This window comes from Pseudoalteromonas sp. J2K-J031, from assembly GCF_058197095.2.
Window position 1 is genome coordinate 3064573 of the sequence record NZ_CM200279.1, and the last position, 14761, is coordinate 3079333.

At 40.2% G+C, this 14761-nt stretch carries 15 protein-coding genes; 9 read left to right on the forward strand and 6 right to left on the reverse strand.

Annotated elements, in window-relative coordinates; all coding sequences use genetic code 11:
- The first annotated feature begins 33 nt into the window (after positions 1–33).
- From tolC to AC3KZC_RS13825, 3 genes are all read left to right on the forward strand, one after another.
- A complete protein-coding gene (tolC, locus tag AC3KZC_RS13815) occupies positions 34–1395 on the forward strand; it encodes an outer membrane channel protein TolC (RefSeq protein WP_490577045.1) in 1362 nt (453 codons plus the stop codon).
- Between the two features lie 99 nt (positions 1396–1494).
- On the forward strand, positions 1495–2418 hold the full coding sequence (gene lpxL, locus AC3KZC_RS13820) for an LpxL/LpxP family Kdo(2)-lipid IV(A) lauroyl/palmitoleoyl acyltransferase (protein ID WP_490577044.1): 924 nt from the start codon (positions 1495–1497) through the stop codon (positions 2416–2418).
- 145 nt (positions 2419–2563) lie between these two features.
- Positions 2564–3139: a TcpQ domain-containing protein gene (locus AC3KZC_RS13825; protein WP_490577043.1), complete on the forward strand. Its 576-nt coding sequence runs from the start codon at positions 2564–2566 to the stop codon at positions 3137–3139.
- Between the two features lie 107 nt (positions 3140–3246).
- Here the strand turns inward: AC3KZC_RS13825 and glnE are convergent, their stop codons facing one another.
- Positions 3247–6048 carry a bifunctional [glutamate--ammonia ligase]-adenylyl-L-tyrosine phosphorylase/[glutamate--ammonia-ligase] adenylyltransferase gene (glnE, locus tag AC3KZC_RS13830; protein ID WP_490577042.1) on the reverse strand — a complete coding sequence of 934 codons (2802 nt, stop codon included), beginning with the start codon at positions 6046–6048 and terminating at the stop codon, positions 3247–3249.
- 84 nt (positions 6049–6132) lie between these two features.
- Here glnE and AC3KZC_RS13835 point away from each other — a divergent pair, with 84 nt between their 5' ends.
- Complete coding sequence (locus AC3KZC_RS13835; protein ID WP_490577041.1) at positions 6133–7026, forward strand: DUF350 domain-containing protein; 894 nt, start codon at positions 6133–6135, stop codon at positions 7024–7026.
- 23 nt (positions 7027–7049) lie between these two features.
- Here AC3KZC_RS13835 and AC3KZC_RS13840 read toward each other — a convergent pair whose 3' ends face one another.
- Together AC3KZC_RS13840 and AC3KZC_RS13845 are read right to left on the reverse strand one after the other, a co-directional pair.
- Positions 7050–7496 (reverse strand): globin family protein, encoded by a 447-nt coding sequence (locus AC3KZC_RS13840; protein ID WP_490577040.1) that lies wholly within the window; start codon positions 7494–7496, stop codon positions 7050–7052.
- 82 nt (positions 7497–7578) lie between these two features.
- The gene (locus tag AC3KZC_RS13845) at positions 7579–8133 is read right to left on the reverse strand and encodes a Crp/Fnr family transcriptional regulator (protein ID WP_490577039.1); all 555 of its coding nucleotides are present in this window, start codon (positions 8131–8133) and stop codon (positions 7579–7581) included.
- A gap of 90 nt (positions 8134–8223) precedes the next feature.
- Between AC3KZC_RS13845 and AC3KZC_RS13850 the strand changes: the two genes are divergently transcribed.
- Positions 8224–8664, forward strand: a complete 441-nt coding sequence (locus AC3KZC_RS13850) for a hypothetical protein (protein WP_490577038.1) — start codon at positions 8224–8226, stop codon at positions 8662–8664.
- A 101-nt stretch (positions 8665–8765) separates the two neighbouring features.
- On the opposite strand, the gene AC3KZC_RS13855 is transcribed toward AC3KZC_RS13850, so the two are convergent.
- On the reverse strand, positions 8766–9767 hold the full coding sequence (locus AC3KZC_RS13855; RefSeq protein WP_490577037.1) for an ABC transporter permease: 1002 nt from the start codon (positions 9765–9767) through the stop codon (positions 8766–8768).
- Positions 9760–10662 (reverse strand): ABC transporter ATP-binding protein, encoded by a 903-nt coding sequence (locus AC3KZC_RS13860; protein ID WP_490577036.1) that lies wholly within the window; start codon positions 10660–10662, stop codon positions 9760–9762. The genes AC3KZC_RS13855 and AC3KZC_RS13860 overlap by 8 nt, the downstream gene beginning before the upstream one ends.
- A gap of 191 nt (positions 10663–10853) precedes the next feature.
- Here AC3KZC_RS13860 and rsmE point away from each other — a divergent pair, with 191 nt between their 5' ends.
- The 4 genes from rsmE to ruvX all read left to right on the forward strand — a co-directional run bounded on the left by rsmE (position 10854) and on the right by ruvX (position 13681).
- Complete coding sequence (gene rsmE / locus AC3KZC_RS13865) at positions 10854–11585, forward strand: 16S rRNA (uracil(1498)-N(3))-methyltransferase (RefSeq protein ID WP_490577035.1); 732 nt, start codon at positions 10854–10856, stop codon at positions 11583–11585.
- Between the two features lie 78 nt (positions 11586–11663).
- Entirely contained in the window at positions 11664–12617 is a 954-nt protein-coding gene (gene gshB, locus AC3KZC_RS13870; protein ID WP_490577034.1) for a glutathione synthase, read from the forward strand.
- 27 nt (positions 12618–12644) lie between these two features.
- The gene (locus tag AC3KZC_RS13875; protein ID WP_490577033.1) at positions 12645–13202 is read left to right on the forward strand and encodes a YqgE/AlgH family protein; all 558 of its coding nucleotides are present in this window, start codon (positions 12645–12647) and stop codon (positions 13200–13202) included.
- Positions 13203–13231: 29 nt separating this feature from the next.
- A complete protein-coding gene (gene ruvX, locus AC3KZC_RS13880; RefSeq protein WP_490577032.1) occupies positions 13232–13681 on the forward strand; it encodes a Holliday junction resolvase RuvX in 450 nt (149 codons plus the stop codon).
- Positions 13682–13694: 13 nt separating this feature from the next.
- Here the strand turns inward: ruvX and AC3KZC_RS13885 are convergent, their stop codons facing one another.
- Positions 13695–14600 carry a hypothetical protein gene (locus tag AC3KZC_RS13885; RefSeq protein ID WP_490577031.1) on the reverse strand — a complete coding sequence of 302 codons (906 nt, stop codon included), beginning with the start codon at positions 14598–14600 and terminating at the stop codon, positions 13695–13697.
- Positions 14601–14761: the final 161 nt, after the last annotated feature.

Genomic DNA, 14761 nt, shown 5'->3' on the forward strand with positions numbered 1-14761 from the left:
TTAGAGAATAATAGTCGAAGGACGCAAGCCCCTATGAAAATTAAATTACTCAGTGCGCTAATCGGTTTAAGCGCAACGTTTGCTACAACATCAAGTTTTGCAGAAGACCTGATGCAAGTTTACCAAATCGCGTTAGCCAATGATCCTGTAGTATTAAAAGCTAAAGCGAACAAAGATGCCCAAAGCTTTAATATTGACCGTGCAATGAGTAGTTTATTACCACAACTCAATTTGACCATGGGTTATAACAAATCAGACAGCAATTCATACCCTCAAAACGAAGACACTCTGGCTTTTTACAAACTAAATCAAGAAAGCGATACGTTTAGCCGCGGTATTTCACTACAACAATCCTTGTTTAACTTATCATCATGGAACAGCTTAAATATTGCAGAAAAGCAATCTCTACAAGCAAAAGCCACTTATGATTTTGCTCAGCAGCAACTGATTGTTCGTGTTACAAATGCCTATTTTGACGTCTTAAAGTCACTTGATGACCTTGAGTTTGTTCAAGCTGAAAAACGCGCCATTGAACGCCAATTAGAACAAACAAAACAACGTTATGCGGTAGGTTTAACTGCCCGTACCGATGTTCATGAAGCACAAGCCCAGTTTGATAACGCCGTAGCACGTGAAATCGTAACGATTAACAATGTTGAAACCAACCGTGAAAACTTACGCGAAATTACCGGTAAATATCACGAAAAATTAAATGTATTAAACACTACTAAGTTTTCAACCGTGCAACCAAATTTAACTTCAAGCGAGTTTATCAAAACTGCTGAAGATAAAAACATTCAATTGCAAGTGGCAAAAGTAACTCTAGATATTGCCAATGAGCAAATTGAACAAGCCAAAGCAGGCCATTATCCAACACTTACTTTAAACGCCAGTTATGGTGACTCTTTAGTGGATAGCACCACTCAACTTGGCGCAAACTCAATGAACATAAACGGCAAACCAAGAGGCGACCAAACATCTATTGGGCTTAACTTTGCACTTCCACTTTATTCAGGTGGCGCAACTCAAGCTGCGGTTAATCAAGCTCGCGCCTTCTATGTTGCCAGCGCTGAAGATTTAGAAGCATCACACCGTTCGGTAAGTAAGCAAGTTCGTACTTCTTACAACCAAGTGGTATCTGATATCGCAACATTTACAGCATTAGAGCAAGCAGTAGTGTCTGCAGAAAGCGCTCTGCAAGCAACAGAAGCGGGCTTTGAAGTCGGTACTCGCACCATTGTTGATGTGTTACTTAGCACCCGTAACTTATTTGATGCAAAACGTAATTTATCAGCAGTTCGTTACCGCTACGTGATCTCAACCTTAAGCTTAAAACAAGCTGCAGGGACCCTTTCAGATCAAGATGTTTTAGCAATAAACAGCGGCTTAAATTAAACCTAACTCAAAAAAAGCCAAGCCTAGCTTGGCTTTTTTTGTTTTCTGCTAAAAGTTAGCTAGAATAGCCACCCCGTTTAATCAGTAAGAGTGCCCAACGTGGTAACAAAACCTAAATTTAAACTCGCATTTATTGGTCCTCGTTTTTGGCTTACATGGCTTGGCGTACTTTTTTTATATCTCATTTCGTGGCTACCATTTTTTTTACAAATTCAGATGGGCAAAGGGCTAGGTTATTTAGTTCACCGCTTTGCCAAAAAGCGCAAACACATTGCACAAGTGAATATTAAACTGTGCTTCCCTCAAATGAGTGAAGCCGAACAAGCCAAACTGGTTTATCAAAATATGCTACAAACTGGAATTGCCATTTTCGAATCTGGCATGGCTTGGTGGTGGCCCAAATGGCGAGTTGAAAAACATTTTGGTTCTATTACCGGATACGAACACATTGAAGCTATTCAAGCTCAAGGCTATGGCGTACTGATGTTAGTCCCTCATATGTTACACCTTGAAATGGCTGGGCGTGTAATGGGATTATCTCAAGAAGGCGTAGGCTTTTATCGCCCACATAATAATGCCTTAATGGAATTTTTAATGACCCGTGGTCGATTACGTTCAAACGAATATTTAATTGGCAAACGAGATATTAAAGGCTTATTGGCTACGCTCAAAAATGGCAAGCTATGCTACTACCTTCCCGATCAAGACTACGGTCGAAAACGCGCTGAATTTGCACCATTTTTTGCAGTAAAAGACACTGCAACCACCACAGGTACCACCTTATTCGCATCAAGCAAACACTGTAAAACGGTTTGTTTTATGAGCCACCGAGATGATGATGGGCAATACCATCTTGCTATCACCCCAATGCCTGAAGATTTCCCATCTGGCAACGACCTTGCGGATGTCACTTTAGTTAATCAAGGGATTGAACGTGCAGTACTCAATGCACCTTCTCAATATATGTGGTTGCATCGCCGCTTTAAAACACGTCCTGATGAAAATAGCCCATCCTATTACTGATCTGACGATTGGCTAATCAGACATTAAGCTGAGAGAGACACTTTGTCGCTCAGCTTTTAACCTTAGTCTTTTACTAATCCATTGAGAGTAGATAAAGAGATAAAAACGGTTTAAGATAACTTGTCGATGTTTAAAGAGTGCCATTATGTGGTTTTGGATCAAACACCTATCATTAGCTTTTATTTTAATTATTGCCGCCGCGTATTTTTTACTCGCTGATGGCCCTATCTATTCTAAGTCCGAAAAAAGCAATGCTGCGGCCGACGGACTTTCCCAATTTTATGCCAATACTCGTTTATCTGCTGATCGTAACAGTGAGCAAGGTGAGTTTGTTATCGACCTTCAGCTTCCTGAAAATGACATTACGAGTCAATTACAAAGCCTTGAAAAAACAACCAAACCTTCAACAACCAAATGGCGTGGCAGCATCAAAAGCCGTAACTTTAGCAAAGGCGACACCTTAAGGTCTGTAATGAAACAATATGCTGATGAAGAAGGCATTGAGTTTTTATGGTATTTACAAAAAGATTACGTGGTAAAGCATAACTTTAAGGTTGATGACTCTTTTGTTGCCACGCTTTATCAGCTTGGCAGAGCCATTGATAGCGACTTTGAGTTTGAAGTAAAAACCTTTTTCTGCCACAAACAACGCACCGCCGTTATCACTGAAAAATCAACTCCCTATCTTAGAGAGAATTGCGTACAAGGCAAAGCTCGTTAATATTTAACCTCACTTCTGAATAACAGATTTAACAACGCATTGAATTAACAGTAAATCTTGAATTTATCTATCTCCAATGGAGATAGATAAGTTGCCCACACTTTAAGTTACTCAACTAAATATTTTTGCCAAATCGCTATTACTTGCTGCTTTAGCATGTCAACTTCACTGGTTAAAACGAGTTTATCTTGCTGACGTAAGCTCAGAATATGGTAGTGTTCACGATAAAAACAGTAGGCATAAATCAGCTGCTGCGCTTCGCTCTCACTGATAATTCCCAATTCACTTGCGGTTGTAAAAATTCGAATGTTATCAGACCAAATTGTCATATCATTACATTCTGCTGCATAGGCTAAGACCAAATATTGCGCTAAAAATTCAATATCAGCCATTCCGCCAACATCTTGTTTTAAATCAAAATGTGAACCATCGCCTTTAGCCAAATGCTCTCGCATCTTTTCACGCATTTCACGGACTTGTACTCTCAGTGCCTCTTTTTCACGCGGCAATGCCAAGACCTGATGACGTATGCCACTAAAGCGCTGCATTAAAGATTTCTGACCATAAATCATACGTGTACGCACTAATGCTTGATGTTCCCACGTCCATGCTTGTTCATTTTGATATAAACCGAAGGTCTCAATATTAATTGCTAAAAGCCCAGATGCACCTTCGGGGCGAAGGCGTGGGTCAAGTTCGTATAAGATACCTGAGCTAGTACGCGTATTAAATAAATGCATTAAACGCTGAGCAAGCTTTAAGTAAAACTGACGAGAATCAATTTGTTTGTCGCCATTGGTTAGCGATGTCGCGTCACTATTGTGAACAAATACTAAATCTAAGTCTGAATCATAACCAAGCTCCAAACCGCCAGCCTTGCCATAGGCGATTACTGCAAAACCTTTGTTATGCTCATCCGCACCTTGCGGGTAGCCAAATCGGCTAACCATTTGCTGCCATGCAATTTCAACGCTTTGCTCTACAATCGACTCAGCCAAGGCAGTGAGATGATCGCTTACTTTCATAATATCAATCACATGAGTTGCATCAGCAGCAGCAATTCGCAGTTGATGCGTTTGCTTAAATTGACGTAGCGCCTCCATCTGTAATTCTAAATCTTGTGGATCTATTCGTAAAAAATATTGACGAATTTCACTGCCATAAGCATTAAGCGCCAGTGGACGATATAAAATAGCAGGATCAATAAGCTCATCTAATAAAATAGGGTAACGAGCTAGGTGCTCTCCAATCCAGCGGCTGTGACTGCATAAATTAATCAGCTGTTTGAGTGCCCCCAAGTTTTCGTAAAGCAGCTCAAGGTATGCGGTACGAGATGCAACTTGGTCTATAACAGCTAATGTCATTTTCAATACATTGACGTCAGCTGTGGTTTGTACCAACTGGCGTAATAACAATGGCATTAATTTATCTAAAATGTCTCGGCCTCGGCTACCTATGCGCTTTTTAGCCATCAGTAACTTAAACTCTGTTAAGGCTTCTTGCCATGCTTGCTCGTTATCAGCCTCCCAACCCTGATCAAGCTGGCTAAAATCACGATCTGTCCACAGCGTGTCAAATTGCCCGCGTTCATCGTTGTTTTGCTCTTTTTCCACCCCGACCATCACACTAAACTCAGCATGAACATGCTGCATTTGCTTTTCTATGAGTGCAAGGACATCTTCATAAGACGATACTGCTAACAAGTGGCACAATCGTGCTTGGTTGAGAGTGTCTAAAGGCAAAGTCTGGGTTTGCTCATTATTAAAAATTTGTAAGTACTGTTCTATTTTTCGTAAAAATAAATAAGCCTCTTTTAATCGCGTAGCTTCTGCTATCGCAATCGCCTCGAGTGACACTAGCTCTTGTAAAGCCAATAATAACGATTGAGTTTGCAGCGCCGCCTCGCGCCCACCGCGGATCATCTGAAACGCTTGCACCACAAACTCAACTTCTCGAATACCTCCAGAGCCTAATTTAATATTTCCCTTTAACCCTTTGCGCCTCACTTCTTGAGCAATCATCGCTTTCATTTTTCGCAGTGATTCAATCACCGAAAAATCAATGTACCGACGATATACAAAAGGCTTCAGTAAGGCGTAAAATTCAGTCCAATAATGATTTTTTTGCCCAATCAGCCGGGCTTTGAGCATCGCATATCGCTCCCAATCACGGCCTTGCTCTTGATAGTATTCTTCTACAGCGGTAAAACTCATTACCAAAGGGCCACTTTCGCCAAACGGTCGTAAACGCATATCCACCCGAAAAACCTGGCCATCAGGGGTAACCTGATTTAATGCGGCAATTACTTTTTGCGCCACTTTAGTAAAAAAGACCTGCCCTTCAATGGCGCGACGACCACCTTGAGTATCACACTGGTAGGGATAACTAAAAATTAAATCAATGTCTGAAGAATAATTAAGCTCAAAGCCACCTAACTTACCCATACCTAAAATCAACATCGGCATTGGTGCGCCTTTTTTATCAATCGGTGTGCCTGCCGTTAAAGCAACTTGCTGATAGGCGTAACGATAAGCGTCATCAATAAGCTGATCTGATAATTTTGAAATGTAAGCGATGCTATCAGCAATCGAATTTTTAAGTACTAAATCTAAATACGCAACTTTTAACCAATAACGATGGCGATAACGGCGCAATAATTGAAAACAATGCTTTTCATCTAACGACGCTAAATCCTCAGGTAAAGCTGAAGCAATTGCTCGACTGTGACATTCATGCTCATCAAGTAACCAGTCAATTAAACTTGGCTCAGACGCTAAGACTTGATAAGCGAAATCACTCAGCGCTAATAATTGCACGATATTACTATTTGGTTCTCGTTCTAAAAACAACTCAACAAAGCGCTTTTGCCCCAAACTTAACAAAGGTTCAACTATCTGCATTTTATCCATTACACCCCAAATCCAAAATCTTGAATACAATCTTTAAATTAAGTTCGATATACTTAAAAAGACTCTAATAATACAAGAAATACTATGGCCTATCTGCCCCTACTACAACAAGCTTTTATTGCACTACTGAGTACCTTTGTATTCGCTTTTTTTGTTATTTTGATTGTGCGTTTTCAAACACAGCGTAAAAATAAAAAAGGACTTGCCGATGAACTCGCTAAAAAAGACAATTTTGCCGCAGGGATAAGCTATGCAGCCCACCTTTTTACCGTGCTTCTAATTATTGGTTACCTATTTAGACACCTGAGTTTCACTGATATTCAAGCTGACTTACTCTATGGCTTTATTTTAATTAGTGTCGCCATTACGTTTAGTTACATTGGCAAACAAATCCATAATAAATGGGTGCTCAGTCGCTTTAATGAAGAGCAAGAAATTGCCAAGCGTAATGTTTCTGCAGCGTTAATTGAATCAGGGGCTTTTTTAGGTAATGCGCTGATTATTTTAGGTTTGTATAAATGGTCGCATACCCAAAGTATTGACGGGCTATTAATCATTGCTAGCTGTTTTATTTTGTTACAGTATTTTTTAATCGCTCACCGCGCATGGCAAGAGTGGCTTTTTGCTAGAAGTAATCAAGGTAGTGCCTTACAAACCCATTTAAGTTTAGATAATACCGCACTTGGCCTTCGCTTTAGCAGCCAAACGCTCGCACTGTGCATGGCGATTTATGCCGGATTATCGTATGCACCTTTTTATGCTGGCGTTTTTATTGATAATATTTTAGTTGTACTCAGTTACTGCGGTATTTTAGTGCTATTGCAACAAATCATTAGTGCTTTATTTACGCGTATCGCACTACCAAAAATTGATACTGAAAGCGAAATCGAACAACAAGATAACATAGGCATTGCCTGCGTTGAGCTGGCTATTTATTTAGCTGTAGGCTTAATATTAATAGCCCTTTTTAACCGCTAATAAAAAAACAAACTAAAAGCAGCCTACGCTTGGGCTGCTTTCCATTTATCAAAGTTGGCATAATCATATTTCATGCCTGCTTGCATCACACCGGCAACAATGGTGTATGCCTCAACCCAAGCTTGCTTTACATCAGCTGTAAACGCCTGCTGTAACCCCTGCTGCAATGTCCACAATAAAGCTTCAGCTACAGTATTAAAATCTTGAATGGATATTTGATATGCAACATGACGACGACCCAATTGCCATACAGCCATTTCCAGCTTATCAAATTGCTTAAGCCCCCGAACAACCGTGGTCAGTATTTGCATTAGTTTTTTACCCTGCTCTTCAACATCACCACGAAACAGAGACCGCAATGCGGGATTAAGCTCAAATAATTTACCATAAAATAAATCGGCAGCATCTTTGGCAATCGGCACGACCTTTTCCCACGATGTTTGTACTAGTTCAACTTGCTGCGGTGTCATTACGTTTCCTTGACAGTAATAAAAAACACGTATTGTTGAGCTTAGTACACACCGAATAAATCGGCATAATATATTGTAATATTTAACTTAATTGCGCCATGTATCGAGACTTAATTCGGCTAAGAGCTACAGGAGTGATCCCCAAAAAACGTGCTAATTCAGCTTGGCTAATTCGCCGCATAATCTCTGGGTATTGCTCAAGAAAACGGCCATAACGTTGCTCTGGGGTTAAACATAAAAACTGATATTCTCGGTCTTCTTTTCGTGCAGTTAATTGATGCATAAAGTGCAATTCAACATCCCTTAACTGCGGCGTATGCATTGCAACTTCTTTCAAGTTTTTATAGGGAATTGCGATTATTTCGCATTCTTCGAGACAATAACAGGAGTAAGGTGATGGCTCGCCAAATACCACACTAAGCAAGCTGCCTGCGAGTTCATTTTCAGCTAAAAAAGATTTAATAAACTCTTTGCCGTCTGGCTGAATAAAAACGAGCTTAACTAAGCCTTTTTTTATCCAAAATAATCTAGGCTCTAAACTTCCTTGCAAAAATAGCGACTCACCCGAGCAAAAACGCTGCGCGGTTAATTGGTATTGTTGCGCAACCAGAGAAAGCAAGTCTTGATATTGATCCATTTTTTTTATCCAAATTAACTTAAGTTAATGTCAAAATGGTACAAGCATTATAGATTGGCCGCCCTAAGCACCAATACTATGGAAGGTATCATGCAAATTCATGGACAAACATTTTTAATTATTGATTACATCCCAACAATTACCCGTCGCTTTGCGATGAGTTTAAGTCAAAAAGATCAAAAGCTTGTAGCCGCAGGTAACCATACACGACATTTGCTTAAAATGATGTACGACCACTTAGTCGAAGATTACAGCTACTGTGATTTTACCAACGAGCTTTCAATAGAAGAGTTAAAAAATTATCTTGATAGTTATCACAACATTAGCAGGGTGTATGTGTTCGCTCATTTTTACAACGCACTTAGCCCCAGCTTACAGCAACAGATTCAATCGTTTCATACAGAGGTTTATCTTGTGTCAGCTGATGAGCGCACTTGTATATTTCAAAGTGTATTGTTAGGTGGTCAAGCCAAACAAACCACCTTAGTGAATCCTCTGGCAGAATTAGAGCAGATCTTTCACGCTCCATAGTACTTACTTAGTACCGACCGAGCTCAAAACAAAACGATACAGCTAAATAACCTCAATACTAGATAATAAATCTATCTCGTGCAGCACTGAGGTTAAGTATTTTAACGAGCTTGACCTTGCCAGCGGAACAACCACGCTCCAAGGACTAAAAACACAAGGCTCATCACAAGCAGCGCCATAACTTGCTGTTTGATTTGCCAAAGCGATGCGCCTTCAAGCATAATTTTCCTTGCCCCTTCAAGTAAGTGCGTTAACGGAAAAACCTGTGCAATGTGTTGAATAAACGCAGGGCTTCCTTCAAGTGAGAACCACACGCCTGATAACATCATCATTGGCCACGAGGTTAAATTAAGCATACCGCCGGTAAACTCCTCAGACTCAGAACGCGAAGCCACAAGTAAGCCTAAAGCGATTAAAGAAAATGCACCGAGCAAGGTGATCACAAATAAATCGATGTAACTGCCAATCATATAAAAATCAAACATGATGTTACAGCCAATAAAAATAACACCACTGAGTAAAAGTACTATAAATAAGCGCGAGCAAACTTGGGCAGTCAAAAACTCAATTGGCTTTAATGGCGTTGCATGCAAACGTTTTAAAACTGAGTTTTTACGATATCTGACAATGACATAACCTATACCAAACAAACATGAAAACATCATGTTCATACCCAAAATCCCAGGTACTACCCAATCAAGATAACGGATTTCCTTACCGCTGATCACCTGCTTAACGAGTCCAGCTTCACTTGCCAATAGTAATTTTTCGGCGACATAGCCATTGGCTGACGATTCATTAACCCAATAACGTGCAGCCTTAAAATCGACTAATAAATCGAGTTTATGTTGACGTAACTTTTGCTCTGCTACATCGACTTGTTGATAATCAACAAATTCAACATGCTGCAATTGAGTAAACGTATTGGCTGGTTTTTCACCTAAAATACCAATTTTATACAGTGACTTACCTTCGCCTGAAAAAATAAAGGCAAACCCGACTAGCAATAAAATAGGAAACATAATGTTCCAGCCTAATGCGGAACGATCACGAAAAAATTCATAATTACGGGCTTTAAAAACAGCTAAAAATCGTTTAAACATGGGCTGGCTCTTCTTTTGTATTCAGACCATGACCGGTCAATTTCAAAAACAAATCGTCTAAGGTTGCCGATTTAACTTGCAAACCATCAAGGGGAATTTCGTGTTTAATCAGTTCAAGCAAAGTTGCTTGAATATCCTCACTTTGAATTAAAATTTTACCCGCAACGACTTGGTAATCAAACGGCATGTTTGCATCATGATTAAATGCGCTACCACTGAGCTTAATAAGCGCACCTTTAAAGTGTTGTTTTAATAAATTATCAGGCGTATCAAGGGCGATAATTTTACCCTTATCCATAATGGCAATTTCATCACACAAATATTCAGCTTCATCCATATAATGTGTGGTTAAAATAATGGTTTTGCCATTGGCTTTAATTTTATTCACTAACTGCCAAAATAATCGGCGGCTATGCGGGTCGAGTCCAGTGGTTGGTTCGTCTAAAAAGATCAGTTTAGGATCATTTATCAACGCAAGCGCGAGCAACAAACGCTGTTTTTGCCCCCCTGATAACTTACGGTGATCTTGCTGTAAAAAGTCCCCTAGTTGGCAAAGTTCAACCAGCTCATCTAACGCAATGGTATGATGATAAAATGCACCAAACATCACCAGCGTTTCTTTTACTGTTAGGTAATCTTGAATCGCTGTATGCTGAAATTGGATCCCTAATTCCTGATAAATAGACTCTTTAAGCGGTTTTCCTTGATATAAAATGCTTCCCGATGATGGTTTTACTATGCCTTCGAGCATTTCAATCGTGGTGGTTTTACCCGCTCCATTTGGGCCGAGCAAGCCAAAACAGGTTCCTTTTTTAACATCAAAACTAACCCCATCAACCGCATTCACTTTACCAAATGAGCGCTTTAACTCTTCAACTTGTAAAATCAGACTCATGCAAGCTCCTAAGCTTCCTATAACGTAACTGAATTAAAACTAACATAGCTTTTACGATTCAAAGCAAACAATCAAAATAAATTGCACCAAACTAGCCTTTTTATTGCCAAGCGCCGCCCCCTTTCATACCATATAACAATCAAATAAAAACAGTGAATTGCCGGCTTACAACAATTCAAACAAGGTTTTCCATGCGTATTCCTCATATCTATCATTCTGGCTCCATTGAAATTGGTCAGCACCTTTCACTAGACGATGATGCAGCAAATCATATTGGTCGTGTATTGCGCATGTCAGTTGACGATAAAGTCTGTTTATTTAACGGCCAAGGCGGCCAATTTTCAGGTGCTATTTCTGAAGTTTCCAAAAAAGGTGTGAGTGTTTTAATCGATGCATTTGAAGATCATGACGTTGAATCACCGTTAAAAATACATTTGGGCCAAGGGATTTCTCGTGGTGATAAAATGGACTTTACCATTCAAAAATCAGTCGAACTGGGCGTAACAGAAATTACCCCTCTGTTTACTGAGCGCTGTGGCGTGAAGTTATCAGGCGACCGCTTAGAGAAAAAACACCAGCAGTGGCAAAAGATTGCGATTGCAGCAGCAGAGCAATCAGGTCGCAACTTCGTCACTGTCATTCACTCCCCCATTAAACTTGAGCAATGGCTTAGCCAACAAAGTGATGAGTTAAAACTCACCTTGCACCCAAGGGCTGAGCACAGCATTAAAACCATTACAAAACCAACCCAAGGATTACGCTTTATTGTCGGCCCTGAAGGCGGCTTTACCGATGCTGAAATGCTAATGACTAAAAACAGTGGCTTTATTGATATTCGCTTAGGGCCTAGAATTTTACGAACTGAAACAGCCGCTTTGACGGTCTTAAGTGCATTGCAACTTGAGTTTGGTGACTTAGCTTAAGTTTAGCGACTCGCGAGGTGGTTTGCTTTTTGTTAAATCACCCCCATATAAAAAATACTTAATCAACAGAGACATTCTATGACTATTAAGCTCGGCATTATTTCAGACCCTATTTCAGGTTTTAACATCAAAAAAGACACCGGCTTTGCCATGATGGAAGAAGCGCAAAAGCGCGGCTACGAATTACATTACATGGAAATGGATGATCTTTTTTTGCGCCAAGGCCAAGCCTTTGCCACCAGCGCAAAAGCCAAAGTATTTAATGATGCAAAACACTGGTATGAACTTGAAGAGAAACAGACCATTGCACTCGCTGATCTTGATGTTATTTTAATGCGCAAAGATCCGCCTTTTGATACTGAATACATTTATGCCACTTATATTCTAGAACGTGCCGAGCAAGCTGGTACGCTGGTTATTAATAAACCGCAAAGTTTACGTGATGCCAACGAAAAATTATTTACGGCTTGGTTTAGCGAATTCACCCCCGATACGTTAGTCACTCGCAGCCAACAACAAATTAGGCATTTTTTAGCAGAGCATGGCGATATCATCATCAAACCACTTGATGGTATGGGCGGCGCCTCTATTTTTCGCGTTAAACAGGACGATCCTAATATCGGTGTGATCTGCGAAACACTCACAGAGCACGGCTCTCGCTTTGCAATGGTACAAAATTACGTACCCGAAATAGTGCAAGGTGATAAGCGCATTTTAGTGGTCGATGGTGAAGTCATTCCCTACTGCTTAGCCCGCATTCCACAAGGCGGCGAAACGCGCGGAAATTTAGCAGCAGGAGGCCGTGGTGAAGCACGTCCATTAACTGAATCCGATTTTAAAATTGCCAATGCAATTGCACCTATACTCAAAGAGAAAGGCCTGATTTTTGTAGGGCTTGATGTGATCGGTGACAAGCTGACTGAAATCAATGTGACCGCCCCAACCTGTGTACGCGAAATTCAAGCCGCGTTTGATATCTCAATCACAGGTATATTATTTGATGCGATTGAACGTCGTTTAAGCGCTCGTTAATCACATAAAAGCTAGGAGAATCATTTAATGCAGTCATTAGAAAATCATTTTTTAATTGCGATGCCAACCATGCAAGACCCTAGCTTTAAACAATCGGTTACTTATATTTGCGAACACAGTGAAACCGGTGCAATGGGGTTAGTGATTAATCACCCAACTGATTTTACTGTTGGCCAATTGCTTGAAAAAATTGATCTAGAAAATGATAAAACTTGTGGTTCAACCCGCCAGCTCGTCTTTGCCGGTGGCCCAGTTGATACCGATCGTGGTTTTGTACTTCACAGCACCAAACATGGCTTTACTACCAGTTCAGCTTTAAGTGATCACATAATGATCACGACCTCTAAAGATGTTTTGGCTAGTATTACCACAGCAGAATCACCAGATAAGTTCTTGATCACGCTTGGTTATGCAGGTTGGAGTGCTGGCCAATTAGAACAAGAGTTACAACAAAATGCCTGGCTAACGATTGAAGCCGACCCTAGTATTATTTTTGATACACCCGCTCATCTTCGGTGGGAAAAAGCCATCGCCATGCTCGGAATTGATTTGAGCATGCTCAGCCACCAAGTAGGCCATGCCTAACTTTCTATTATTTTTAAACAAGGATTCTTATGGCAAAGCGGCCATTAAAAAATATCGGTGAACGCACCGTACTCGGATTTGATTTTGGTACTCGAAGCATTGGTATCGCTGTAGGCCAAGAAATTACGGGTTCAGCATCACCATTAAAAGCCATTAATGCCCGCGATGGCATTCCAAATTGGGACGAAGTGGCGGCAATTGTCAATGAGTGGCAACCTGACTTACTCGTTGTCGGCCTACCCCTTAATATGGATGGCACCAACCAAGAAGTGACATTCCAAGCTAAAAAGTTTGCCAATCGTTTACACAACAATTATGGCTTACCTGTTGAAACGCAAGATGAGCGCTTAACTACCGCTGATGCTAAATCACAGTTATTTGCCAAAGGTGGCTTTAAAAAGCTCACTAAAGGTAATGTCGATAGCATGTCTGCGTTACTTATTTTAGAAAGCTATTTTGAAAATCAATACGGCAGTTAATTTACCTGATACCTCAGTTTGTTTTGCGTACCAACTCCTGATTTATAATATGAGTTTTTGTTAAATCAGGAATAAACCCTGCTTCAACATACGCCCGTTTAATTCGCTGCTGTTGTCGTAATTGTTTAAGGCCAATTTGTAAGGCCTTAAATGCTCGCTCACCTTCAGGATGATGGCGACTAACGACAAAGTGCCTGCTATCATCAAGCACAATTGCGATATTAGGCACTGCTTTCAAATCGATATTACCAAGGCGGTAATGGTTATCGAGCGAGGGCATTAAAGGCATCAGCATAAAGTCGGCCCATTTTAAATAGACCATTCTTAACTGGCTAAGCCATTCTTCTTCTTCGAATAACTTTTGTAAATTTAAACTCTGTAGCGTATGCCAATCTGTCGCCCAACGAGGTGTCGAGACCGATGTTAGCGTGCGTAAATCGGCAAGGCTTTTAATGTTAAACACCGCACTATGATCAGGGTTAGCAAAAATACCAGCATAGTATTCACCTTTTCGGATCACAGCATCAGAAATAAAGACATCATTTTGAATACTCTGGGCATCGGTCAGCCAATAGCTATCAAAGCTTATCAACAACTCCCCTTGCTCTATTAATTTAGTATTACGAAAATTAACCTTACCTACTTTATAACTAAAGCTTTTGTTGTATCCTCCAATGGCAAGCGCTTGCTGCGCCAATATCATGTCAACTACATCACGGCGGATTTTAGGCCCTACAAATGAGGTAATATCACTAGGATCTCGCCCTGCTAAAAAAGTCATATAATCATCGTAAACATCATCACGTAAATATATAACAACTTTTTTACTATCATTAGCATAAATAGGCTGGATAAAAAATGAAAAACCTAAAGCGATTAGAAATATCACTAGGGTATGAATTTTTACTTTTGCTAGCATCAAATAATCCTCAAAATCATCTGTTTTAATCTGCTTGCAGATTAAAACGAGAGGCTTGTTAGGCTTATACATCCTGAGTTAAGCGAAGTCAGTAGCAGAAAAACTATTCTGATATTTCAAACTGCGGCAATATTAACTAACCTTTAACATTACCGCTAATA